The sequence below is a fragment of the Conexibacter sp. DBS9H8 genome (genome assembly GCF_023330685.1).
In the GTDB taxonomy this organism is placed as follows: domain Bacteria; phylum Actinomycetota; class Thermoleophilia; order Solirubrobacterales; family Solirubrobacteraceae; genus Palsa-465.
Window position 1 is genome coordinate 3,047,120 of the sequence record NZ_CP097128.1, and the last position, 23,696, is coordinate 3,070,815.

General features: G+C 70.2%; 21 protein-coding genes. 17 read left to right on the forward strand and 4 right to left on the reverse strand.

Annotated elements, in window-relative coordinates:
* Positions 1-24 precede the first annotated feature (24 nt).
* From M3M55_RS14550 to M3M55_RS14560, 3 genes are all read left to right on the forward strand, one after another.
* On the forward strand, positions 25-2,550 hold the full coding sequence (locus M3M55_RS14550; RefSeq protein ID WP_249010222.1) for a lytic murein transglycosylase: 2,526 nt from the start codon (positions 25-27) through the stop codon (positions 2,548-2,550).
* A gap of 15 nt (positions 2,551-2,565) precedes the next feature.
* Entirely contained in the window at positions 2,566-3,333 is a 768-nt protein-coding gene (locus M3M55_RS14555) for a hypothetical protein (RefSeq protein WP_249010223.1), read from the forward strand.
* Between the two features lie 92 nt (positions 3,334-3,425).
* Positions 3,426-5,042: a glycosyltransferase family 39 protein gene (locus M3M55_RS14560; RefSeq protein ID WP_249010224.1), complete on the forward strand. Its 1,617-nt coding sequence runs from the start codon at positions 3,426-3,428 to the stop codon at positions 5,040-5,042.
* 59 nt (positions 5,043-5,101) lie between these two features.
* Here M3M55_RS14560 and M3M55_RS14565 read toward each other — a convergent pair whose 3' ends face one another.
* Together M3M55_RS14565 and M3M55_RS14570 are read right to left on the reverse strand one after the other, a co-directional pair.
* A complete protein-coding gene (locus tag M3M55_RS14565; RefSeq protein WP_249010225.1) occupies positions 5,102-6,184 on the reverse strand; it encodes an enoyl-CoA hydratase-related protein in 1,083 nt (360 codons plus the stop codon).
* Positions 6,177-7,025: a 3-hydroxyacyl-CoA dehydrogenase family protein gene (locus M3M55_RS14570; protein WP_249010226.1), complete on the reverse strand. Its 849-nt coding sequence runs from the start codon at positions 7,023-7,025 to the stop codon at positions 6,177-6,179. The genes M3M55_RS14565 and M3M55_RS14570 overlap by 8 nt, the downstream gene beginning before the upstream one ends.
* Before the next feature lie 128 nt (positions 7,026-7,153).
* Here M3M55_RS14570 and M3M55_RS14575 point away from each other — a divergent pair, with 128 nt between their 5' ends.
* From M3M55_RS14575 to M3M55_RS14600, 6 genes are all read left to right on the forward strand, one after another.
* Complete coding sequence (locus M3M55_RS14575; protein WP_249010227.1) at positions 7,154-7,792, forward strand: PadR family transcriptional regulator; 639 nt, start codon at positions 7,154-7,156, stop codon at positions 7,790-7,792.
* Positions 7,793-7,829: 37 nt separating this feature from the next.
* Entirely contained in the window at positions 7,830-8,828 is a 999-nt protein-coding gene (locus tag M3M55_RS14580) for an ATP-binding cassette domain-containing protein (RefSeq protein ID WP_249010228.1), read from the forward strand.
* Positions 8,825-9,811, forward strand: coding sequence for an ABC transporter permease (locus M3M55_RS14585; protein ID WP_249010229.1), 987 nt, complete (start codon positions 8,825-8,827; stop codon positions 9,809-9,811). Before M3M55_RS14580 ends, M3M55_RS14585 begins: the two co-directional genes overlap by 4 nt.
* Positions 9,812-9,841: 30 nt before the next feature.
* Positions 9,842-10,321 (forward strand): hypothetical protein, encoded by a 480-nt coding sequence (locus M3M55_RS14590; protein WP_249010230.1) that lies wholly within the window; start codon positions 9,842-9,844, stop codon positions 10,319-10,321.
* Between the two features lie 241 nt (positions 10,322-10,562).
* Complete coding sequence (locus M3M55_RS14595; RefSeq protein ID WP_249010231.1) at positions 10,563-11,795, forward strand: aminopeptidase; 1,233 nt, start codon at positions 10,563-10,565, stop codon at positions 11,793-11,795.
* Complete coding sequence (locus M3M55_RS14600; protein WP_249010232.1) at positions 11,792-13,018, forward strand: aminopeptidase; 1,227 nt, start codon at positions 11,792-11,794, stop codon at positions 13,016-13,018. Before M3M55_RS14595 ends, M3M55_RS14600 begins: the two co-directional genes overlap by 4 nt.
* Positions 13,019-13,133: 115 nt before the next feature.
* On the opposite strand, the gene M3M55_RS14605 is transcribed toward M3M55_RS14600, so the two are convergent.
* Complete coding sequence (locus tag M3M55_RS14605; protein WP_249010233.1) at positions 13,134-14,285, reverse strand: acyl-CoA dehydrogenase family protein; 1,152 nt, start codon at positions 14,283-14,285, stop codon at positions 13,134-13,136.
* A 220-nt stretch (positions 14,286-14,505) separates the two neighbouring features.
* Between M3M55_RS14605 and M3M55_RS14610 the strand changes: the two genes are divergently transcribed.
* From M3M55_RS14610 to M3M55_RS14630, 5 genes are all read left to right on the forward strand, one after another.
* Positions 14,506-14,820: a hypothetical protein gene (locus tag M3M55_RS14610; RefSeq protein ID WP_249010234.1), complete on the forward strand. Its 315-nt coding sequence runs from the start codon at positions 14,506-14,508 to the stop codon at positions 14,818-14,820.
* Positions 14,821-14,999: 179 nt separating this feature from the next.
* The gene (locus M3M55_RS14615; protein ID WP_249010235.1) at positions 15,000-16,673 is read left to right on the forward strand and encodes a D-glucuronyl C5-epimerase family protein; all 1,674 of its coding nucleotides are present in this window, start codon (positions 15,000-15,002) and stop codon (positions 16,671-16,673) included.
* Positions 16,674-16,864: 191 nt separating this feature from the next.
* Complete coding sequence (locus M3M55_RS14620) at positions 16,865-18,286, forward strand: MFS transporter (RefSeq protein WP_249010236.1); 1,422 nt, start codon at positions 16,865-16,867, stop codon at positions 18,284-18,286.
* A gap of 225 nt (positions 18,287-18,511) precedes the next feature.
* Entirely contained in the window at positions 18,512-19,234 is a 723-nt protein-coding gene (locus M3M55_RS14625; RefSeq protein WP_249010237.1) for a sugar phosphate nucleotidyltransferase, read from the forward strand.
* Positions 19,216-20,205, forward strand: a complete 990-nt coding sequence (locus tag M3M55_RS14630; RefSeq protein ID WP_249010238.1) for a dTDP-glucose 4,6-dehydratase — start codon at positions 19,216-19,218, stop codon at positions 20,203-20,205. The genes M3M55_RS14625 and M3M55_RS14630 overlap by 19 nt, the downstream gene beginning before the upstream one ends.
* A gap of 31 nt (positions 20,206-20,236) precedes the next feature.
* Here the strand turns inward: M3M55_RS14630 and M3M55_RS14635 are convergent, their stop codons facing one another.
* Positions 20,237-20,428: a hypothetical protein gene (locus tag M3M55_RS14635; RefSeq protein WP_249010239.1), complete on the reverse strand. Its 192-nt coding sequence runs from the start codon at positions 20,426-20,428 to the stop codon at positions 20,237-20,239.
* Between the two features lie 96 nt (positions 20,429-20,524).
* Between M3M55_RS14635 and M3M55_RS14640 the strand changes: the two genes are divergently transcribed.
* From M3M55_RS14640 to M3M55_RS14650, 3 genes are all read left to right on the forward strand, one after another.
* Positions 20,525-21,418 (forward strand): MoxR family ATPase, encoded by an 894-nt coding sequence (locus M3M55_RS14640; RefSeq protein ID WP_249010240.1) that lies wholly within the window; start codon positions 20,525-20,527, stop codon positions 21,416-21,418.
* A complete protein-coding gene (locus tag M3M55_RS14645; RefSeq protein WP_249010241.1) occupies positions 21,418-22,896 on the forward strand; it encodes a VWA domain-containing protein in 1,479 nt (492 codons plus the stop codon). The genes M3M55_RS14640 and M3M55_RS14645 overlap by 1 nt, the downstream gene beginning before the upstream one ends.
* A 146-nt stretch (positions 22,897-23,042) precedes the next feature.
* Positions 23,043-23,672 (forward strand): response regulator transcription factor, encoded by a 630-nt coding sequence (locus M3M55_RS14650; protein WP_249010242.1) that lies wholly within the window; start codon positions 23,043-23,045, stop codon positions 23,670-23,672.
* Positions 23,673-23,696: the final 24 nt, after the last annotated feature.

Consider the following 23,696-nt stretch of genomic DNA (forward strand, 5'->3'; position numbering starts at 1 on the left):
ATGCGAAGCACCCGAAAGCGAGGGATGAGGCTGACGGCGGCCGCGACGGTGGCGACCGGCCTGCTCGCCCTGCCCGGCCTCGCGGAGGCGGACACCTGCACCGTGTCGGTGACGCTCGCGGGCGGGCACACCCTCTCCTTCCAGGTCAACGTCCCGTCGGGAACGCCGCTGTCGGCGATCAACCTGCCGGTGACCGGCACGGTCGTCGCCGTTTCCGAGTCCTGCGCCTCCGCTCCGGCGGGGACGACCACCGGACCGGCGATCGCCCTGACCCCCGCGACGACGACGACCGAGACGAGCACGACGGGCACGGCAACGTCGGGCACCGCCACGACCCAGAGCGCGACCACCGGCACGGCGACGACGCCGGGTCGCAAGCGGCACAAGGCGACCGCACGGCCGCTCACGGTCACCCTGCAGCCGGAGTCGACGACCCCCGCCCCGACGGTCACCAAGACGAGCAAGGTCAACACGACGCCGGTGACGACGCTGACGGCGGCCGGCGGCGTGCCGTCGCCGTCGAACCCGACCTACAGCTTCGCCCTTCCCGGCGCGGCGCCGATCGGCGTCCCGAACTTCTTCATCGACAGCTTCCAGATCCCCCCGTTCCTGCTGCCGATCTACCAGGCCGCGGGCATCGAGTACAACGTACCGTGGCAGGTCCTGGCGGCGATCAACTGGATCGAGACCGACTATGGCCGCGACCTGTCGGTCTCCTCCGCCGGAGCGGTCGGGTGGATGCAGTTCCTTCCCTCCACGTGGGCGCGGTGGGGGGTCGACGCGACCGGCACCGGGTACGCCGACCCCTACAACCCGACCGATGCGATCTTCGCCGCCGCCCGCTACCTGTCGGCGGCGGGCGCCTCGACGGACCTCGCCAAGGCGATCTTCGCCTACAACCACGCGAACTGGTACGTCCAGTCGGTGCTGCTGCGCGCCCAGCTGATCGGCGGCATGCCGAGCAACCTCGTGTCCGCGCTGACCGGGCTCGTCCAGGGCCACTTCCCGGTCGCGGCGGCGGCGACGTATGCAGACGACAGCGTCGTCAAGCGGGCCGGACAGCGGATCCACGGCGCGAACGCGGCGATCCCGGTCGACTCCGGCGCCGCGAAGGGCACGAACATCTACGCGAAGGTCGGGTCCCCGGTGATCGCCGTCAACGACGGCAGGATCGTCGCGATCGGAGACGACGCCGCCCGCGGCCGCTACATCGTCCTCCAGGACGATGAGGGCAACACCTACACCTACTCGCACCTCGGCTCGATCCCGGCCCTCTACCCGGTCCCCAAGCCGGTGTCCACCTCACGCGCCCAGCTCGCCCAGGAGCTGGCGACGATCCGGACGACGAGCAGCGGCCACGCCGCCGCGAGCGCGCCGGCCACCGCCGGCCTGCAGCCGGACGCGACCCTGACGGTCGCCACCACGACGGTGCCGGTCGCCGCCGGCGCCGGCCACGCGTCCCGCCAGACGCTGCGCTCGCTGCGGTCCCCCACGCTCCGGCGCAGCTCAGCCCAGACGGCGGCCCGCGCCAAGCGCACCGGCTCACGTCACAGTGCGCCGGACGCGACCCAGGCCGTCGCCAAGGAGCGGCTGTTCGCCAACCCGGCCCGCCCGGCGTCCTACGCCGCCGGTGGCAAGCTGCAGCTGCTGTCCGAGGGCGCGGCGATCGCGAACTTCTCCGACTACTTCTCCAGCGTCCTGCACCTCGCCCGCGACCAGTACACGCTCGCGCCGCTGACCAGGGGCGCCGTCGTCGTTGCCGGCACGATCCTCGGCCGGATCGGTCCGGGCAGCAACGGCGAGTCCCCGCACGTCTACTTCCAGATCCAGCCGGCCGGCGCGAACGCGCCCTACATCGACCCCAAGCCGGTGCTCGATGGCTGGAAGCTGCTGCAGGCGACGGCGATCTACCGCGCCTCCGGGCTCAACCCGTTCCTCAGCTCCGGCCGTCAGGCGACGATCGGGCAGATCCTGCTCGAGTCCAAGAGCCAGCTGCAGGAGCAGGTGCTCAAGGACCCGCGGATCGCGATCTACAGCTGCGGACGGCGGGACATCGCCGCCGGGCTCGTCGACCGCCGGGTGCTGGCGACGATGGAGTTCCTCGCCGCCTCCGGCCTCGATCCGACGGTCTCCGGCCTCGTCTGCGGGGCGGGGAGCAACGGGATCGACGCGGCCGGCCGGACCGGGGCGTCGATGGACATCTCGGCGATCAACAACATCCCGATCGCCGGCAACCAGGGGCCCGGGTCGATCACCGACATCACGATTCGCCGCCTGCTCACCCTGCAGGGTGCGATGGCCCCGGCCGAGATCGTCTCGGCGATGAGCTACAAGGGCCAGGCCAACACCCTCGCCCTCCCCGACCACACCAACCGCATCCAGGTGACCTTCACGCCGCGGTTCGGGTCCAACCGCAAGCTCGCGGCGGAGGTGCGGTCGATCCTCAAACCGAGCCAGTGGATCCAGTTGATCTCCCACATCAGCGAGATCCCCGAGCCGGCGGTGCCGACGACCCGCTCGGCCTACGCGATCAAGACGAACACGCAATAGCCCCGGTGCGCTGAGGTGGCGCTGTTCAGCGCGATCCAGGTCGAAACCGCCCAACCGCTCGGACCGCCGGACGGACGCTACCTCCGTCGGCCGGCGGCCGGCGAGGCGCCGACCCACGTGCTCGTCTTCTCGGGCGCGACGACGACGGTCGTCAACGTCGCGACCCCGTTCACCGACGCGGCAGCCGCCGCACGCTGGCTGCGCGAGGCCGGGGAGACCGAGGTCGCCGACGGCCTCGGCGTCCTCGGCGTCGTGATGCACGCCTTCCGGCTGATCGTCGCGGACCCGCACGTGAGCGGACCGGGCCGGCGCCAGCTGCTGAGCGCGAAGGTCGGCTACGGGGACGGCGAGGGCCTTGCCGAGGGGCGTTTTGGGATGAGCCGTGAGCTCCCCCCGCCGCGCGGCCCGCGCTTCCAGCGCCGCGCCAAGGTGCTCGAGCCCCAGGCCAAGCTTGCGGCCGCCCTGTCGGGCCGTGAGCCGACCCTCGTGTGTGCCGACCTCGCCCTGCGGGCAACCCACGACCTCGAGGAGGGTCGTCTCCGAGAGGCGGCCCTCGGGGCGATGATCGCCCTCAACGCGGCAGTCAGCGAACTCGCCCGAGACCCGCAGGCGGCTGCGATCGGCGGGCGCATCGGCGAGCTGCGCGACCTGATCGGCGGGGTCACCGCCGCCGCCCAGACGGCCCTCGAGGGGCCGTTGAGCGAGGCTGAGCGCGCGGCGGTGAGCCACGCGCTCGCCCGGACCGAGGCGGCCCTGCGGGCCCGCGCGGTCGCCCACGCCTGACGCGCCCGGGTGTGCGCGTCAGAGTCGACGCTCACGATCCGCTAACGCACCGAACGTCCGTCGGTGGCCCCGGCCCAATAGCATGCGCTGGCGTGGAATCGTCTCTCCTTGACGCGGTCCTGGCTCCGGACGCGTCCGCTCCCCCTGCCCCGGGCACCTCCCCGAGCCGTCTGAACGGTCTCTCCGTGCGTCTCCGCCGCCTCACCGACTGGCGCTTCGGCGACCCGGCGCTGATCGTCGGCCTCCTCGTCATCTCCACCCTGCTGCGCCTGCGCGGCATCCACTTCCACTACTGGATCGACGAGGGGATCTCCGTCGGGATCGCCTCCCATCCGCTCGGGATGCTCCACACGCTGCTGCGCGAGGACGGCGCGCCGCCTTTGTGGTACGCGCTGCTGCACATCTGGATGTCGATCTTCGGGACCACTCCGGCAGCCACCCACATCCTGTCGCTGATCTTCGCCCAGCTGGCGATTCCGGCGGTGTGGTGGGCGGCGCGGCCGCTCGGCCGGGCGGGCGCGACCTATGCCGCGATCCTCATGGCCGGCGTTCCCTACCTCACCGCCTACAGCGAAGAGACCCGGATGTACTCGCTGATGGTGCTGCTGTCGGTCCTCGTCGCGGGCACCTTCCTGCGCGCCTTCGTCCTCGGGCGCCGGCGCTGGATCGGGCCGTTCATCCTCAGTCTCACCGCGGCGATGTACACCCACAACTGGGGTCTGTTCCTCGCCGTCGCCTGCGCGACGGGGGTGCTCGCCGCGGCTCTGCTCGCCCCGGCCGCCGAGCGGCGGCCGCTGCTGCGCGACGGGGTGCTCGCCCTCGGCGCGTGCCTCGTCCTGTACCTGCCGTGGCTGCCCACCCTGCTGTTCCAGGCCGCCCACACCGGCGCGCCGTGGGCGGCCCACACGGTGCTGTGGACCTGGACGCAGTCGCTCTACTTCATCGCCGGCGGCCGTGACGTCGCCGGGGTGCTGTTCGTCGCCGGGATCGGTGGTCTCGTCGCCGCCTACCGGGCCGCGCCGCGCGAGGGCATCTTCCGCCGTGAGGTGTGGGTGCTCGTCCTGCTCACCTGGGTCACCTTCGGGGAGGGCTGGCTACTCGGCAAGGTCACCTACTCCTTCTCCGCCCGCTATGCGGCGGCGATGATCGGCCCGCTCGTGCTGATCGTCGCGCTCGCGCTCGCCCGCAGCCGCCGGGTCGCGGTGATCGCCGTCGCGGTCTGCTGCCTGTGGTGGGTGACGAACCCCGAGCCGACCTCACTGGCGACCAAGTCGAACGTGTACTCGGTCAGCCAGGTCGCCGGCCGCTACCTCAACGCCGACTCGCTGATGCTGTCGACCCAGCCCGAGCAGGTCCCGACGCTGCACTACTACTTCCCGGAGATCACCCACTTCGGGACGCCCGCCGGCGTGCCGCGCTACAGCTACGGGGTCGACTGGATCAACCTCCTCCCCCGCCTCGAGAGCCACTACGCCCACACCGAGCTGCATCGCCTGCTCGCCGGTGTCCGGCCCGGTGAGACCGTCGGGCTCGTCGTCCCGCTGCGGCTCTCCACGGCGACCCCGTACCTGAAGGTGATCAACGAGTACTCACAGAAGTGGTTGAAGTTCCTCGGCAACGACCCGAACTTCACGATCGTCCGGGTCACCCAGCAGTTCTCGGCGCTGGCGGCCAACCCGGTCGAGCTCGCCGTCTACCGGCGGCGCTGAGCGGCCCACCGGCGGTCCGGCCCCGGTGGGCCGGACCGGCCCGCCGACCCCGTCGTCGGTCAGCGTCCCTGGAAGCGGGCGGGGCGCTTCTGCACGAAGGCGCTGATCCCCTCGCGCGCATCCTCGGTGGCGAAGATCTCACTGAAGGCGCGCTTCTCCGCCGCGATCCCCGCGTCGAGGTCGCTGTGCGCCGAGACCGCCTTCATCTCCGCGATCGCCAGCGGCGCCTTCTCGGCGAGCATCCGCGCCCACCCGAGCGCCGTGTCGAGCAGCTCGTGGTCGGGTACGAGACGATGGACGAGCCCGAGCTCGTAGGCCTCCTCGGCGAGGATCGACTCGGCGGTGAGGTTCATCTCGAGCGCCTTGGCGGTCCCGACGAGGCGGGGCAGCCGCTGGGTGCCGCCGAAGCCGGGAATGAGGCCGAGGTTGACCTCCGGCTGGCCGAAGCTCGCCGACGCGGCGGCGATCCGGAAGTCGGTCGCCATCGCGAGCTCGTTGCCGCCGCCGAGGGCGAGACCGTTGACCGCGGCGAGGGTGACGACCGGTGAGCGCTCGAAGGCACGGAAGAGCCCGTGGGTGTCGTCGAGCAGCTGTCGTCCGGCGGCGGCGTCCATCGCCGCAAACGCCTTGATGTCGGCCCCGGCGCAGAACAGGTTCGGGTTCGCGGAGGCGATCACGACCGCCCGCGCACCCCCGGCCTCGACGTCACTCCAGACCCGGGTGAGCGCAGCGACCATCTCCGGGGCGAGCGAGTTCGCCGGCGGCCGGTCGAGCCAGGCGATCGCCACCGGACCGCGGCTCTCGAGCTTGACCGGCGCGTCCTCATAGCCGGCGTCGGGCTGGGGGTAGGGGTAGAAGCCCTGCCCGCTCTTGACCCCGAGCCGTCCCTGAGCGACGAGCCGGCGCAGGAGGACCGGCGGGGTGAAGGAGTCCTCCCCGTCGGCGACGCGCCGCTCGAGCGCCTCGAGGAGGACGTCGAGACCGGTCCGGTCCGCCGCGGCGAAGGGCCCGCCGATCCCGGCCCCGAGTTGCATCCCGAGGTCGATCTCGCGGACCGTGCCGACGCCGTCCTCGAGCACGAGGCAGGCCTCATGGAAGGTCCGCAGGGAGAAGCGGTCGATCAGCTCGTGATGGTCAGGCATGCGGGTAGTACCCCTTCCCGGTCTTGGTGCCCAGGTCCCCGTTGGCGACGTGGGCGCGGAGCTGAGGGTGGACGAAGAAGCGCTCGCCGTAGCTCTCTTCCATGAACTCGGCGACGTGCAGGACCGTGTCGAGCCCGAGGGTGTCCATCAGCGCGAACGGTCCGGCGGGCATCAGCTTGGCCGCCGGGAGGGCGGCGTCGAGCTCCTCGAGGCTGGCGCCGGTCTCGTGCTGGTAGCGCCAGATCTCCGAGAAGGCGGCCGACAGCACGCGGTTGACGACGAACCCGGGCAGCTCCCCCGCCCGGATCGGCGTCTTGCGGATCCGCTGGGCGAAGCTGACCGCGGCGGTGACCGTCTCGGCGGAGGTGAACTCCCCCTCGACGACCTCGAGCAGCCGCATCACCGACGCGGGGTAGAAGAAGTGGAAGCCGACGACCTTCTCGGGCCGCAGGGTGACGTCGGCGATCTCCGAGATCGACAGGGCGGAGGTGTTGGAGGCGAGGATCGCGTGCCCGGGGGTGGCGGCGTCGAGCTCACTGAACACCTCCTGCTTGAGCTCGAGCCGTTCGGGCACCGCCTCGATCACGAAGTCGACGTCACCGAACCCGTCATAGCCGGTCGTCGGCGTGATCAGGCGGAGCAGCCCGTCGGCGTCGGACGCACTGAGCCGGCCCTTGTCGACGTGGCGGGCCCACAGCGCGCGAGCGCGGGCGAGACCGGTCTCAACGGCGTCCGGGCTGACGTCGGTGAGCAGGACGGGGATGTTGGCGGCGGCGATGGCCTGGGCGATCTCTCCGCCCATCGTGCCGGCGCCGACGACGGCTGCTTTGAAGACGAACACGGGCCCGACGATACCGGCGGGGCGGCGCGCCTGAGCCAGGGGGGGCCATGCCGCTCCCCGACGATGACAACGCGATACGTAATGATATATCTTTGATGCATCACAACAGCACGAAAGGATCTCCTTTGATGTTTTGCACACACGATCGACATGACCATCATCACCACCACCATCCGCACGGCCCCGACGCGGACGGGCACGGCCCACACCGACGCGGCGGCTTTGCCCCTGACTTCGGCTTCGGCCCCGGTCCGGGCGGCTTTGGCGGCCCCGGCGGCTTCGGCCCGCGTGGGCGCGGCTTCGGCGGCCCCGGCGGCCGCCGCCGGCGCGGCGATGTCCGCCTCGGCGTGCTGCTCCTGCTCAGGGAGGACGGGCCCGCCAACGGCTACCAGCTCATCCAGGGTTTGTCGGCGCGGACCGACGGCATGTGGACACCGAGCCCCGGGTCGGTCTACCCGACCCTCTCCCAACTCCAGGACGAGGGCCTGATCGCCGGCGTGCCCCAGGAGGGCGCGACCGGGACGACGTTCACCCTGACCGAGGCCGGTCAGACCTACATCACCGAACTCGGCGAGGTCACCGCCCCCTGGGAGCAGCCTGAGGGCGCCGAGTCACACCTCAGCTTCCGCCGCGCGATCGGCGGGACGGTGAAGGCGGCCGCGCAGGTCGCCCAGGAGAACGACTCGGCCAAGCTCGCCCGCGCGCTGGAGATCCTCAACCAGACCCGCAAGGACCTGTACCGGCTGCTCGCCGAGGACGAGGACTGAGCCGAGCTGACACCCCGCGCCACCATAGACTGAGCGTATGGACGTGACGGGCACCCGAGCGATCACCGTCGACAATCTCCTCAAGCGCTACGGCGACTTCGAGGCGGTCAAGGGGGTCAGCTTCGAGGTCGGCCAGGGGGAGGTGTTCGGCTTTCTCGGACCCAACGGCGCGGGCAAGTCGACGACGATCAACATGCTCTGCACGCTCACCCGGCCCACCTCGGGACGGGCCGAGGTGGCCGGGCATGACGTGGTGAGCGCGCGTGACGATGTTCGCCGCAACATCGGCCTCGTCTTCCAGGACCCGACCCTCGACGGCTACCTCACCGCGCTGCAGAACCTCCGGCTCCACGCCGAGCTCTACGGCGTGGAGTCCGCGCTCGTCCTCCCCCGCGCCAAGCAGGTGCTCCAGATGGTCGGACTGTGGGACCGCCGCGACGGGGTCGTCCAGACCTTCTCCGGCGGGATGCGCCGGCGCCTGGAGATCGCCCGGGGGCTGATGCACTCCCCGCGGGTGCTGTTCCTCGACGAGCCGACGATCGGGCTGGACCCCCAGACCCGGCGCAGCATCTGGACCTACATCCGCGAGCTGCAGGAGCGCGAGCAGATCACGATCTTCATGACGACCCACTACATGGATGAGGCTGAGTGGTGTGACCGGATCGCGATCATGGACGCGGGTCAGATCGTCGCCCTCGACGCGCCCGAGACGCTCAAGGCCGGTGTCGGCACCGACCGGGTGACGATCCAGACCGATGACAACGAGGCGGCGATCGCCGCCCTCGCCGCCGACTTCGGCGTCGAGGCGCGGATCGTCGAGGGTCACGTCACCTTCGGGGTGGCCGGCGGCGAGACGTTCGTGCCGCGGCTGTTCAGCGAGTTCAGCGTGCCCGTCACGGGCGTGAGCGTGAGCCGGCCGACCCTTGACGACGTGTTCATGTCCTACACCGGCTCGACGATCCGCGACGCCGAGGAGGACCCCGCCAAGGCCCGAAACCGGACGATGATGCGCATGATGGGAGGCGCCCGACGATGAGCCGCGAGCACCGGTTGAGCGGACCCGAGCCGATGGTCATCACCGCGAGCGCGAGCGTCGCGCCCGCCGGCGGCCCGTCGACCACGACATCGCTGGCGGGGGGCGGCCCCGCCCCGACCCCGCCCGCCGAGCCGATCGAGGTCGTCCGCGTCCACGTTCCGCAGCGCTCGGCCCGCTCGGAGTACCGGGCGGTCAAGATCGTCTGGCGGCGCGAACTCGTCCGCTTCGTCAACGACCGGATGCGGATCGTCACCTCGCTCGTGCAGCCGTTCCTGTTCCTGTTCGTCCTCGGCAGCGGCCTCCAGCAGCTGTCGGCCGCGGGCACCCACGGCGTCGACCTGAAGACGTTCATCTATCCGGGCATCCTCTGCATGACCGTGATGTTCACGGCGATGTTCAGCGCCGCGAGCATCGTCTGGGACCGCGAGTTCGGTTTCCTGCGCGAGATGATGGTCGCCCCGGTGCGCCGGTCGAGCATCGTCATCGGCAAGGCGCTCGGCGGGGCGACGGTCGCGACCGTGCAGGGACTGATCGTCCTCTGCCTCGCCTGGGCGGTCCACATCCCCTACAGCCTCGGGCTCATCTTCGGGGTGGTCGGGATCCAGGTGCTGCTCGCCTTCGCGATCACCTCCTTCGGGATCATGGTGGCGATCCGGATCAAGCAGATGCAGTCGTTCATGGGCGTCATGCAGATGGTCGTGATGCCGATGTACTTCATCTCCGGCGCCCTCTTCCCCGCCCGGGGACTGCCGACGTGGCTGACCGTTCTCAACCGGATCGATCCGCTCGCCTACGCGGTCGACCCGATGCGCCGGCTCGTCTTCAGCCACCTGCAGATCTCCGCAGCCGCCCGCCGCGTGCTCGACCCGGGCCTGTCCTGGTGGGGCTGGCGGATGCCGGCGATTCTGGAGGTGGCGGTGATCGCCGTCCTCGGCGCGGTGATGCTCGCGATCGCCGTCGCCGAGTTCTCGGCCACCGAGTGAGGCTCTGCACGGAGGCGGTGCAGGGGATCGATGCACGCGCTGTTCCGGGATGTGCTGTGGATCGTCCTCGTGTTCGGGGTGCTCGCCTCCATCTGGGCGCTCGCGGGGACCAACGGCGAATGGGAGCGCTACCGCACCCGCGGCCTGGTGATGGAGAGCCGGCGGCGGCCCGGCGAGCCGGCGGCGGACGCGGCCCGGGCGGCGGCTGAGCGGGACGCGGAGATCCGCCAGATGGTCGAGGCCGCCAACGCCCGCCGCCTGCGCCGCGGAGAGCCGGCCCGGGAGGTGGAGGCGGAGGTCGCGCGGCTCAGCGGGACGGCGCCGACGGGACCGGACCCGGGAACCGGCCGCCCGGACCCGGAGGTCGAGGAGGAGGTCCGCGCGCTCGTGGCGCTGCGCAACCAGCGGCGGGCCCGCAAGGGTCTGGACCCGCTCGATGAGGAGACCGAGGTCCGGCGGGAGCTCGACGAGTTGGGGATGCTCGGCCACCGGCCGCCGTGGGAGGCGTGACCGGCGCGGGGCGCTCAGGCCACCGGGGTCACGTCAGCGAGGGCGGTGGCAAGGAGGTCACCAGCCACCGAAGACACCCGCGGCGACCGCGGCGATGGCCGAGGTCTCCATGCCGGGCACCCTACTCTGTCGGACGTCCTCCTGAAGTGGCGGCGCCGTCACTACCCTCCAGTCGGATGCCCGCACGCGGGCGCATGGCGCTCGGAATCGGCCGGGCCGACCGAGTTGTGGAGGTGCAGAGATGGGTTATGTCCCGGAGAAGACGATCCTCGAGCGTTACGCGCGCCTGACCGTCGAGTGCGGGCTGCGGGACGGGAAGGGAATCGAGCCCGGGGAGACGGTGATCGTCTACGGGCAGGAGGACACCAAGCCGCTCTACTACGAGGTCTGTGCGGAGATCTGGCGCCGCGGCGGCAACGTCATCCACAACTTCCGGCCCGAGGATGAGGAGCCCTACAACTTCTCGGCCACCTACTACCGCCTCGCCTCCGACGCGCAGCTCACCCACTTCCCCGAGGCCTACACACGGGGCCTGATCGACCAGGCCGACCACATCATCTTCCTGCTCGGTGACCGCCATCCGACGGCGGCCAAGGACGTTGACCCGGCCAAGAAGGCGACCGAGGCGCCGACGGCCGAGAAGTACTGGGCGATCCGTAACCCCAAGGAGCGAGCGGGCAAGCTGCACTGGACGATCGTGCTGTGGGGCACCGAGGCGCTCGCCGCGGAGGCGGGGATCAGCCTCGAGGAGTACTGGGCCCAGATCCGGGCGGCCTGCCACCTCGATGACCCCGACCCGGTCGCCCGTTGGAAGGAGACGACCGCGAAGATCGAGCGCTACCGCGACTGGCTCAACGGCCTCAACATCGACCGCCTCCACGTCGAGGCGCCCGGCACCGACCTGTGGCTCACCCTCGGGCGCCAGCGCAAGTGGCTCGGGGGCGGCGGGGCGAACATCCCGAGCTTCGAGATCTTCACGAGCCCCGACTGGCGCGGCACTCAAGGGAAGATCACCTTCACCGAGCCGCTCTACTATCAGGGCGCGCTGATCAAGGGCGTCCGGCTGGAGTTCACCGACGGCCTCGTCAGCGCCGCCCACGCGGAGGAGGGCGCCGAGCAGCTGGCGGCGATGGTCGCGATGCCCGGCGGCAACCGCGTCGGGGAGTACTCACTCACCGACGCCCGGCTGTCGAACATCACCCGGTTCATGGCCGACACCCTCTATGACGAGAACGTCGGCGGCCCCTATGGGAACACCCACCTCGCGATCGGGCTCAGCCTCACCGAGTGCTTCACCGGCGATGAGGCGAGCGTCAGCGACGCCGAGTGGGAGGCGCTCGGCTTCAACCACACCGCGGCGATCCACTGTGACATCGTCGCGACGAGCGACCGGACGGTCACCGCCACCCTCGCCGACGGTACGGAGCGGGTGATCTACGCCGGCGGCCGCTTCACCCTCGGGGACGGCGAGTGAGCGCCTTCACCCCGCCGGGGGAGATCCTCGCCGCCTACGCGAACGTCCTCGTCCACTTCGGGCTCGGGGACGGGGCGGGGATCGCCGCCGGGGACGTCGTCGGGGTCGAGGTGAGCGAGGACGCCAAGCCGCTGCTGCTCGAGGTCGCCAAGGCGGTGTGGCGGGCCGGAGGCCACCTCATCCCGACCCTGTTCCCGGCCGACGACGCGGACTGGAACCTCCAGCGCGCCTTCTTCGAGCTCGCCTCCGACGCGCAGCTCGACTTCTTTCCCGATGCGTGGTGGCGCAGCTACTTCGCCAGCCTCGACCACTACCTGATGGTCGGCGCCAACCGGGACCCCCACAGCCTCGCCGGGGTCGACCCCGAGCGCATCTACCGCCACGAGCGGGCCCAGGGGCCCAAGCTCAGCCACCGCTTCGACCGCGTCCGGGCGGGCAAGCTGACCTGGTGCCTGGCCGGCTACCCGACCGCGGCGGTCGCCGCCGAGGCGCAGATGACCCTGGCCGAGTACTGGGAGGAGGTGATCGCCGCCTGCTTCCTCGATGACCCCGACCCGGTCGCACGCCTGCGGGAGTCCAACGCGACGATCGCTGCGACCGTCGACTGGCTCAACGCCCTGGCGATCGACCGCCTCCACGTCCAGGCGCCGGGAACCGATCTGTGGTTGGTTCTCGGCGCCGAGCGCCGCTGGCTCGGCGGCGGGTCCGTCAACATCCCGAGCTTCGAGATCTACACGAGCCCGGACTGGCGGGGCACCGAGGGGACGATCGCCTTCTCCGAGCCCCTGTACTGGAACGGCACGGTGATCGAGGGGATCGTCCTCACCTTCTGCGACGGGAGCGTCACTGCCGCGACAGCCACCCGGGGTGAGGCGGAGCTGCTCGCGCTGGTCGGCGTCGACGCGGGCGCCGGCCGCGTCGGTGAGTTCTCCCTCACCGACGGACGGATCTCCCGCCTCACCCGGTTCATGGCCGACACCCTCTATGACGAGAACCGCGGCGGCCCGACCGGCAACACCCACATCGCCGTCGGCCGCTCCTACACGGAGACCTACACCGGCCCCGTCGAGCACCTCGACGGACCGACCCGCGAGGTGCTCGGCTACAACGACTCGGCCATCCACGTCGACATCATCTCGACGAGTGACCGGACCGTCACCGCCACCCTCGCCGACGGCTCCGAGCGGGTGATCTACGCCGGAGGGGCGTTCCAGCGCGACTGACCGTACCGGCGGGTGCGGCGCGAGACGTGCCGGAACGGGCCAGCCCTGCGCGAGACGTGCGGAGCGGGCGCGTCCCGGTGGGGCCGACCCGGTGGTCGGCCCCACCGCCGCTGCGCTACTGGCGGGGCAGCAGCGTCTCGCGGGCGATCACGAGGCGCTGGATCTGGGCGGTGCCCTCATACAGCTGGAGGATCTTCGCGTCGCGCATCAGCTTCTCGACCTTGTACTCCTTGATGAAGCCGTAGCCGCCGAAGACCTGGACGGCGTCGGTGGTGACCTCCATCGCTGAATCGGCCGCGTACCGCTTGGCGTGGCTGGACTCGAGCGTCGAGCGGATCCCCGCGTCCATCAGCCGAGCCGCGTGGTGGGTGGCCAGGCGGGAGAGGTGCACCTTCGTCGCCATGTCGGCGATCATGAAGGAGATCGCCTGGTGCATGGCGATCGGCACACCGAACTGGACGCGCTCACGGGAGTACTCGATCGCGAACTCCATCGCCGCGCGGGAGACGCCGGTCGCCATCGCCGCGACGCCGGGGCGGGTCGAGTCGAGTGTCGCCATCGCGAGCTTGAAGCCCTTGTTCTCCTCACCGATCAGGTTCTCAGCGGGGATCTCCAGGTCGTTGAAGGTGATCGTCGCCGTGTTGGAGGCCCGCTGGCCCATCTTGTCCTCGTGCTTGTCGATGATCACGCCCGCGTCCCGGGGGACGACGAAGCAGGAGATGCCGCGGTGGCCGGCGTCCTTGTCGGTCTTGGCGAAGACGGTGTAGAAGTCGGCGTACTCGCCGTTGGTGATGAAGCACTTGGAGCCGTTGATGACGTATTTGTCACCGACCCGCGTCGCGGTCGTCTTCATGCCCGAGACGTCCGAGCCGGCGTTCGGCTCGGTGAGGGCGAAGGAGGCGAACAGCGGGGCCTCGGTGAGCCGGCCCAGCCACTTCTTCTTCTGCTCCTCGTTCGCTCCGATCGTGATCGGGGCGACGGCGAGACCGTTGCAGGAGAGCGAGGTGGCGATGCCCGAGCAGCCCCAGCCCATCTCCTCCTCGATGATCGCGCCGTCGAGGTTGCCCATCCCGGGTCCGCCGTACTCGGCCGGAACGTGGCTGTTCATCAGGCCGAGTTCCCAGGCCTTCTCGAACACCTGGGTGGGGAAGGTGCCGTCACGGTCGCACTCCCAGGCGATCGGACGAATCTCCTTCTCGGCAAAGTCGTGGGCCATCTCGCGGATGGCCTTCTGCTCATCGGTGAGCGCGGTGTGGTCAACAGACACAACAGACACGGTCGGTGGGGCTCCTTGGGGGGATCAATGTGGCCGATTGACTGGTCAGTCAACTGCGGTGGCGCCATACGGTATCGGGAAGTGTCGATGACGTACAGGGGCTGCTGCGACGTCCGGGGCGCCGGGGCGCCCGGGCCCGCTCAGGCGCATACCGCCGGCCTGTCGTGGTGCTGGGGACACGGCGTCAGCGCCACAAGCTAGGCTCACCGGCATGGCAGACCCACGCCGTGTCGAGCTGGAAGACCTGGTCAACCGCCCGGGCACGTACTTCAACCCCCAGACCGAAGTGTTGATCGTTGTCGACGACTCGCCGGAACTGGATGCCGAGATCTTCAACTTCGAGGATCTCGAGGGCGCCGACTGGGTGCTCATCTCGGAAGAGGTCCCCGTCGACGAGCACCAGCGCGACGAGCTGCTGGAGAAGTTCCAGATCCACTACCACGCCGGCAACGCCGAGGACAACGGCGACGACGAGGAAGAGGACGAGTTCGACGACGACGAGCAGGATCCCGGCCGGGAGGACTGACTTCCGGCCGCCGGGGCGGCCTGTCAGCCCGGCGTCAGCCGCGCAACCTTCGGGTTGGCGCGTGAGTTTCAGAACCGATGCATGCGCACAGTCTCGGATCCCCCGCGCACCGTCTCGCACCCGCCTCCCCGCAACGCCCGTTGCAGTCCGCGCAGAGGCCGCACCTAGGATGGCTCGGGATGGACGGGCGCCGCCTCCTCGCGGCCGTGGTCACCGTGTGGCTGACGGCCGCCACCGTTCTGTGTGCGGGTGCGCAGGCCACCCCCGTGCTCGTGATGGGCCCCCACGGGCGCGTGCACCGGGTCGACTCCCGGTTTCTGCCGGCCACCGTGGGCCCGGGGTCAGCACCCTCGAGCCCGGGGATGGCGCTGACGGGCGCAGGGTCGACGCCGTCGGGCGCGGGTGCGGGCGCGGTCCTCAGCGGCCCGTCCCGCGGGAGCGATCGGGGGGCGCTCGTGCGGACGCCGCCGGCGCACCGGCCGGTCCGTCACCCCCGAGCGCAGATCACGGTGCCGGAGGTTCTGCACCGGCTCGTCAGCGGGCACGCGCTCTCCCCCATCCGCGCCCGCGGCTATCTCGCGCAGTGGCGGGCGGCGCTGGCGGAGGAACGGCGGCTCAGCCCGGCGCGGGCCGGACAGCTTGCCGACGTCACCGAGTTGCTGCATGCGCTGGCGGTGTCGGGTGCGATGACCGCGAGCCGTCTGCCGGTGCTCTTTCTCACCCTCGAACGCAACGCGCAGTGGTGGCGCAGTGGTCCGCTGCTCGGCTACGGACAGCGCGTGCAGTTCCGCGGTTCGGAGCTCGAGTGGGAGTACTACACCAACGAGGGGATCCAGCTCCAGGTCCTCGGCAGCTTCGGGGAGGCCGACGGCTTCTATGAGGCCGGACGGGCCGACTGGCCGAAGCTGATCAGCCTCGTCAACGAGATGATCCCGCTCGCGGTGCAACGGGGCGGCGGAATCGCCTGGGAGTACTACTTCGACTGGGAGGGCGGCAGCCCGCCGTGGGTGTCAGCGATGGCCCAGGCGACCGGTCTGGAGGCGCTCACCAACGCCTACCGGGCCAGCCACGACTCCCGCTACCTCGCGGTCGCCCACCAGGCCCTTGGTCTGTTCTCGACCCCGCCGCCGACCGGCGTCGGGGTCAGGACGCCGCTGGGCGAGACGTTCCTGCAGTACAGCTTCGCGCCCCAGACCGACATCATCAACGCGTTCCTGCAGACGCTGATCGGGCTCGACGACTACGCCCGGGTCGCCAAGGATCCCCAGGCCACCGCCCTGTTCTCCGCCGGCAACGCCCAGGCCGAGGCGGTGCTGCCGTCCTTCAACCTCGGCGGCTGGTCCCTCTATCAGCCCGGCGTGCCTGACGACCTCGGCTACCACGAGCTCGTCACCGGGTTCCTCCAGACGCTGTGCGGTCTCACCGGGACGCCGGTCTACTGCAGCACCGGGCAGGCCTTCAACGCCGACCTGCACACGCCACCGGTGATCCACCAGCTCACCCTGGCGGCTCGTCCCCACCGTCGCTTCGACCTCCTCTTCACCCTCGACAAGCCCGCCCACGTCGGCGTGATCGTCACCAACGCCCGCGGGCGCGACGTCCTCTACACGAGTGCGAACTGCGAGCCGGGCACCGACTACTGGACGGTGGGCAAGCTCGCCGCGGGCACATACCGCGTGCAACTGTCGGCGACCGATCTCGCCGGTAACTACGCGAGCGTGCGGGGCACCCTCGCCATCGTCACCCCGGCCACCCATCACGGGGGTTCGGGCTCGGCGGGGGGTTCGGGGTCGGCAGGTGACTCAGGGTCCGGCTCCGGGGCACCATCCAGCGGCGGCGCTTCTCTCGGCTGACCTTCACGGGGGCGGCAAGCACCAGCAGCCGACCGATCAGCGGCGGCGAGGGCCCAGCCGCCGGGGTTACAGCCCTTTCACAAGCGCAGGTGATCTGCAGACCATACTGGCCGCGTGGTCGCATCCCCTCGCGGCCAACGGACTCCCGCGGTGCCCCCCCAGGCGCCACCACTACCTGCAAAGGAGGCACTGTGTCCGCCACGGCGACAGACCTGGTCGACTCGCTCAACGAAGCCCCGGCGTCCCGGTTTCATTCAAAGGCGATCTTCGTCTCGGGAATGGGCTTCTTCACCGACGCCTACGACCTGTTCATCATCGGCACCGCCTCGGCGCTCATCGCCAAGCAGTGGAACCTGAACACGAGCCAGGTCAGCCTGATCAACTCGATGACCCTGCTTGGGGCGTTCGTCGGCGCGATCGGGTACGGGCGACTCGCCGACCTCGTCGGGCGCAAACGGATCTACGGCCTGGAAGCGCTGATCATGATGGTCGCCGCGATCGCCTGCGCGCTCTCACCCAGCTTCATCTTCCTCGTCGTCTTCCGCTTCATTCTCGGGCTTGGCGTCGGAGGCGACTACCCCGTCTCCGCCGTCCTGATGACCGAGTACGCCAACCGGGCCAACCGCGGCAAGATGGTCGGCCTCGTGTTCGCGATGCAGGCCCTGGGCACGCTCACCGGGTACGCGGCCGGCCTTGCCCTGCTCAGCTCCGGCGTGATCAGCCCCGACTGGGTCTGGCGCCTCCTGCTCGGCTTTGGGGCGATCCCGGCGGCGATGGTCCTCTACTCGCGCCGCCGGATGCCCGAATCCCCGCGCTACCAGCTGTTCGTCGAGGGTGACGAGAGCGGCGCGGCCACGAGCCTTGCCGCCTTCTCCGACGGTCAGTTCGCACCGCCGGTCGTCGGTCGCATCAAGCCGTTGAAACTGCGTCTCTCCGAGGTGCTCGGTGACCGTCGGACGCTGCTGCTGCTGCTCGGCACCGCAGGCTCGTGGTTTGTCTTTGACTACGCCTACTACGGCAACTCGGTGTCGGCGCCGCTGATCGTCAAGACCGTGCTCGGGGCCGGGGCGACGACCCAGCAGTCCCTCGCGCTCAACCTGCTCATCTTCTCGGTGGCGGCCGTGCCCGGGTACTACCTCGCGGCGAACTACATGGACCGCATCGGCCACCGAAGGCTGCAGATGGTCGGGTTTGTCCTGATGGGAGTGATGTTTCTGCTCATCGGGGTCATTCCCGGCGTGACCACCGCGATCGCGCCGTTCCTGATCCTGTTCGGGGCGAGCTACTTCTTCGCCGAGTTCGGACCGAACACGACGACGTTCGTGCTCGCCGGAGAGGTCTACCCGACCTCGGCGCGGACGACCTGTCATGGCATTTCCGCGGGAATCGCCAAACTCGGCGCGTTCATCGGCGTCTACCTGTTCCCACACCTCACCAAGTCCTTCGGGGTGAGCGGGGCAATGGAGTTCTCCGCCGGCATGGCCCTGATCGGGCTGCTCCTCACGACCCTGCTGCCCGAACCGGCGGGCCAGACCCTCGAGCAGGTCTCCGGGGAGGCGGCCCAACTGAAACTCGGTTCAGCGCTCGCCGGGGCAGAGGCGAGCCTGGCTTAGCGAGCCCCGATCAGCTCACACCCGCTCGCTGTCGTCCGGGCTTCCCCTCTCCCGGCGGGCCCGGACGACACGACGCGCGCCCCGGGCACGGCGCGGGGACGGGACCGCCATCGCGATCAGTAAGGGTCCGAAGCCCGATCTCGTCGGCCGGCTCGTCAGGGACGGGGCGGCGAATGCGCTCCGGCGTTCGCTCTGATCCGACGTACCCGGGTAACCTGCCCGCCGATGCCTGCCGAGAAGCCCAAGGTCGTGATCCTCTGCGGGGGCCGGGGCACCCGATTGCGTGAACGTACGCAGTCGGTGCCCAAACCGCTCGTGGAGATCGGCGGACGACCGATCCTCTGGCACGTCATCCAGATCTATCTCGCCCAGGGGTTCTCCGATTTCCTGCTTCTGACCGGCTACATGGCCGAGCAGATCGAGCGGTTCGCCGCGGAGGAGCGGTGGCCGGCCCCGACACGCGTGCGCTGCCTGTTCACCGGTGTCGACACGCCGACGGGCGGGCGCCTGAAGCTCGCCGGGACGGAGCTTGCGGACGAGCGGTTCTGTGTCACCTACGCGGACGGCGTCGCCGACATCGACCTCGATGCTCTCCTGTCTCAGCACGTCCGCACGGGCGCGAGTGCGACGGTCACAGTCGTCCGGCCGGAACTGCCCTTCGGCGTCGCGGAGCTGAACAGCGACGGACTCGTGCAGGGGTTCGTCGAGAAGCCGCGGAGTGAGCACTGGATCAACGGCGGGTTCTTCTGCTTCGAACCCACCCTCCTCGACCTGCTCCACGACGAGGCGATCCTCGAACGCGAGCCGCTCGAACAGCTCGCCGCCGGCGGACGCCTGCGCGCCTACCGGCATGAGGGGTTCTGGGACTGCATGGACACGTTCAAGGACGAATTGATGCTCAACGATCTGTGGATGGCCGGGGAGGCTCCGTGGAAGCTGTGGAACTGAACGGCAGGTCGGTCCTCGTCACCGGCGCCTACGGACTGCTCGGCGGCTGGCTCGTTCGCGCGCTGCTCAGTGGCGGGGCTGAGGTGGTGGTCATCCGACGTGACAGCGCCGCCCACTCCGCGCTGCATTCCCTCGGACTCGCCGACGCCGTCAACGTCGTACACGGAGACATCTGCACGGACGGACTCGTCGAGCGCGCGCTCGCCGAATATGAGGTCGACAGCGTCTTTCACCTTGCCGCCCAAACCCTCGTGCCGACGGCCAACCACGCGCCGGCGTCCACCTTCGATGCGAACATCCGGGGCACCTGGATCCTGTTGGAGGCCTGCCGCCGTCACGGCGCCGAACGGGTCGTCGTGGCCTCCTCCGACAAGGCCTACGGCCCTCACACCGACCTCCCCTACCGGGAGGATCACGCCCTCACGCCACGCTATCCCTACGATGCCTCCAAGGCCGCGGCGGACCTGATCTCGCGCGCCTACTGGCACACCTGGCAGCTCCCGGTCGCGGTCACCCGGTTCGCCAACCTCTACGGGGGCGGTGACCTCAACGGCTCGCGGCTCATTCCCGAGGCGATCACCGCCAGCCTCGCCGGCCGCCGCCCGGTCATCCGCTCCGACGGATCCCCCGAACGGGACTTCCTCTACGTCGAGGACGCGGTCGCAGCCTACCTCGCGATCTGGCAGGCGCTCGGGTCCGGAGGGGCGTCCGGGGAGGCGTTCAACGCCGGGGGCGGACGCCCCCACCGAGTCCTCGACGTCGTCCGGACGGTCTGCCGCCTGACCGGCAGCGGGCTCGAGCCCGACGTGCAGGGATCCGGAACACCGTCGGGCGAGATCGATCGCCAGTGGGTCGACCCGACGAAACTGACCGACCTCACCGGGTGGCGACCGACGTTCAGCCTCGAGGAGGGGCTGGCGACGACGATCGAGTGGTACCGCCAACATCCGCTGCGGGTCCGCAAGCGCTGAGCGCGCCGAAGCGAGCGCAGACGCCGCCCGCTCAGCCGAAGGTCTGGATCTCCCCGCTGGCGACGAAGAACAGGCAGATCGCGGCGATCGTCAGGATCGCCGCGAGGACGAGCGTCCGCGACCCGATCACGTGGCCGTAGCTACCGGCGAGGAAGGCCAGCGCGACCGCAGCGGCGGCGAGGGTGAGCACGTGATCGGAGACGGCGGCAAGGAGAAGGGGCACCGCGTGCGAACCCTAGTGGCCGCGAACGATGCCGGCCTCCCCCCGCCCACCGGCCGGCCGCCGGAACCGACAAGGCCTCTGTCATAGTTGCGGGACATGCCGACCGAGCCCGCATCCGTCGCTGAGGTCCTCGAGGGCCTGCGCGAGGTGGGCTACCTGCCCGGCGAGTCGACCGCCCTGGTGAGTTTCCTCGCCGCCAAGCTCGGCAAGCCCGTCCTCGTCGAAGGGCCCGCAGGAGTCGGCAAGACCGAACTGGCCAAGGCCCTCGCCAAGCTGCTCGAACGTCGGCTCGTACGCCTGCAGTGCTACGAGGGCCTGGATGAGGCCAAGGCGCTGTATGAGTGGAACTACCGCAAGCAGCTCCTGCGCATCCAGGCGGGAGCGGGCGGCCAGGACGGCTGGAGCGATCTGCAGGACGACATCTTCGGTGAGGAGTTTCTCCTCTCCCGGCCGCTGCTCGAGGCGATCGCCTCCCCCGAGCCGGTCGTGCTGTTGATCGATGAGATCGACAAGACCGACCAGGAGTTCGAGGCGATGCTGCTCGAGCTCCTCTCGGACTTCCAGATCTCGATTCCCGAGCTGGGGCGGATCGACGCGACGACGCACCCGGTGGTGCTGCTCACCTCCAACAACAGCCGGGAGCTGACCGAGGCGCTCAAGCGCCGCTGCCTCTACCTGTGGCTCGACTACCCCGAGGCCGAACACGAGCTCGCGATCGTGCGGATGCACACCCCGGACCTACCCGAGACGGTCGCCCGCAAGCTCGTCGAGGTGATCGGGATGGTGCGGAGCCTCGACATCAAGAAGCCCCCGAGCATCGCCGAGTCGATCGACTGGGCCCGGGCCCTGCTCCTGCTCGGCGCCGCCGACATCGACCAGGCCGTGTTCCGGGACACGATGTCGGTCATCATCAAACACCGCACCGACCTCGACATCGTCGCGGACCGGGTCGGGGTCAAGCTCGCATCCCCCGCACCCAGTCCGGCCTGATGGCCGACGGTGAGGACCGTCCCTACGTACCTCCCAACCACTACGGGCTCGGGCTGCCCGGCCTCGTGAGCCTCGAGGACCGGCACCGGCCGACCCCGCCGCGCCGGATCGGCCCCGCCGGCGAGCAGCGCGGCATCGACGGCGAGCTGATCGGCTTCGGCGAGGAGCTGCGCAGCGAGGGGATGGCGGTCGGCACCTCCGAGCTGCTCGACGCCTTCCGCGCCCTCGCTCACATCGACTGGACCGACCCGCAGGAGTTCCGGGAGGCGCTCGCCGCGACGATCGCCAAGTCCCCGGAGGACCGGCGGGTGTTCGATCTCGTGTTCGACCGGTTCTTCTTCCGCGCCGCCGAGGCCCAGGCGGTCCGCCTGGAGATCAACGAGCCCGGCTCCCGGCTCGACGGGGAGGCCAACGACCTCGAGGAGCTGCGCCGTCAGATCGCCCAAGCGCTGCAGGAGGCCGGTGACTCCGAGATCCGGGACCTCGCCCGGCTCGCGATCGCCGCGTTCGGGACCGGCCAGGGCTCGGGGGTGCTCGGCGTCGACGTCCAGCGCATCCGCCGGGCGCTCGGCCTGCGCTCTGAACCCCAGGCCGACCTGCCCGCCGATGACCCCCGGCGTCATGGCCTGCCCCGTGACCAGCTGCGCAAGTTCGAACAGCAACTGCGGCGCGAGCTCGAGCGCTCCGAAATCGAGCGGACGAGCGAGCTGCCGGCCAAACGCCCGCTCAGCGACCTCGATCGCAACCTGCCCGGCGGACCGGTCCAGGACCTCGCCCAGGTGCACAAGGTCGTCGCCCAGCTCAAGCGCCGCCTGGCCACCCAGGGCCATGAGCTGCGCGGACACGCCCGCCACGCCCACGTGGACGTGCGCGCGACGATGCGCGCCTCCCTGCAGACCGGAGGGGTTCCGGTCGAGCTGAAGTTCCGTCCGGTCCGCCCGCGACGGCCAGAGATCTTCGTCCTCTGTGACGTGTCCACCTCCGTCACCTCCGCCTCGACGTTCTTTCTCTCGGTACTCCACGCCCTCCATGACGCGTTCGCGAAGATGCGGTCGTTCGTGTTCATCGAACGGATCTCCGAGGTCACGGACGTGCTCGCGCGCGAGCGGGACTTCCGTGCCGCGGCGGCGGCGATCGCCGCCGACGCCGGCGTCGCCGACATCTCCGGTTACACCGACTACGGCCGGGTATGGAGCGAGTTCAAGCAGCTGATCGAGGACGAGCTGCACCCGCGGGCGACCGTCATCGTGCTCGGGGATGCGCGCACGAACGGTCGCCCACCCCGCGAGGATCTGTTCGCCGAGATCGCCGCCAAGGCCGGCCGCACGTTCTGGCTCAACCCCGAACCCCACCTGTACTGGAACTACGGCGACTCGGTGATCTCCGCCTACGCCCAGTATTGCGAGGCGTTCGAGTGCTGGACGACCGGCCACCTCGAGGAGTTCGTCAAGGCACTCACCCGACCCGGAGTCCGCTGAGCCGCTCCACTCGCCGAGCTGATGGGACGCTCACCCACCGCCACCCGACCGACCGCGTAGAAATCCGCAGCGCCGGCACGGAGGAGGCCCCGATGGCGCCAATGGCGCGGTCCCCTAGCGTGGACGGTGTGCCTGAGGAGAGAGCCATGATCCGTATCGTCATCGCCGACGACCATCCGATCTTCCGCCGGGGCCTGCGGGAACTGCTGGAGAACGAGCCCGACTTCGAGGTCGTCGCCGAGGCCGAGGACGCCGACTCGGCCCGACGGTACGTGCGCGGCCACCATCCGGACGTGCTCGTGATCGACCTCAACATGCCGGGTGAAGCGGTGTTGGACGTCCTGCCGGACCTGCGCAGCGAGTTCTCTGACACCGAGATCGTCGTCCTGACGATGCAGAACGAGCCCGCCTACGCCCGCCGGGCCCTCCAGGACGGCGCCCTCGGCTACGTACTCAAGGACGCCGCAGCCCAAGAGCTCGTCACGGCGGTCCGGGCTGCCGTCCGGGGAGAGAGCTTCCTCAACCCCCGACTCGGAGCCAAGCTCGCCTCCGAAAGCACCGACGGCGCCCCCGGAGGACTGTCGGACCGGGAGCTGCAGGTGATGAGCATGCTCGCCCTCGGGTACACGAACGCCCAGATCGCCGAGCAGCTCTACATCTCGGTCCGCACGGTCGAGACCCATCGCGCCCACCTGCAGCAGAAGCTCGGGGTGACCGACCGGCGCGGGCTCGTCGCCTACGCCTTCCAGAACGGCCTCGTCGACCCGACCGCGTGAGGGCGACCCTCGCCGAGCCCGGTG

What these genes read in the sequence shown, in the direction of transcription:
- M3M55_RS14550 (WP_249010222.1), top strand. Translation starts at nt 25, where the DNA reads ATGAGGCTGACGGCGGCCGCGACGGTGGCGACCGGCCTGCTCGCCCTG.
- M3M55_RS14565 (WP_249010225.1), bottom strand. Translation starts at nt 6,184, where the DNA reads ATGCCTGACCATCACGAGCTGATCGACCGCTTCTCCCTGCGGACCTTC.
- M3M55_RS14575 (WP_249010227.1), top strand. Translation starts at nt 7,154, where the DNA reads ATGTTTTGCACACACGATCGACATGACCATCATCACCACCACCATCCG.
- M3M55_RS14580 (WP_249010228.1), top strand. Translation starts at nt 7,830, where the DNA reads ATGGACGTGACGGGCACCCGAGCGATCACCGTCGACAATCTCCTCAAG.
- M3M55_RS14585 (WP_249010229.1), top strand. Translation starts at nt 8,825, where the DNA reads ATGAGCCGCGAGCACCGGTTGAGCGGACCCGAGCCGATGGTCATCACC.
- M3M55_RS14590 (WP_249010230.1), top strand. Translation starts at nt 9,842, where the DNA reads ATGCACGCGCTGTTCCGGGATGTGCTGTGGATCGTCCTCGTGTTCGGG.
- M3M55_RS14595 (WP_249010231.1), top strand. Translation starts at nt 10,563, where the DNA reads ATGGGTTATGTCCCGGAGAAGACGATCCTCGAGCGTTACGCGCGCCTG.
- M3M55_RS14610 (WP_249010234.1), top strand. Translation starts at nt 14,506, where the DNA reads ATGGCAGACCCACGCCGTGTCGAGCTGGAAGACCTGGTCAACCGCCCG.
- M3M55_RS14615 (WP_249010235.1), top strand. Translation starts at nt 15,000, where the DNA reads ATGGACGGGCGCCGCCTCCTCGCGGCCGTGGTCACCGTGTGGCTGACG.
- M3M55_RS14625 (WP_249010237.1), top strand. Translation starts at nt 18,512, where the DNA reads ATGCCTGCCGAGAAGCCCAAGGTCGTGATCCTCTGCGGGGGCCGGGGC.
- M3M55_RS14640 (WP_249010240.1), top strand. Translation starts at nt 20,525, where the DNA reads ATGCCGACCGAGCCCGCATCCGTCGCTGAGGTCCTCGAGGGCCTGCGC.
- M3M55_RS14645 (WP_249010241.1), top strand. Translation starts at nt 21,418, where the DNA reads ATGGCCGACGGTGAGGACCGTCCCTACGTACCTCCCAACCACTACGGG.
- M3M55_RS14650 (WP_249010242.1), top strand. Translation starts at nt 23,043, where the DNA reads ATGATCCGTATCGTCATCGCCGACGACCATCCGATCTTCCGCCGGGGC.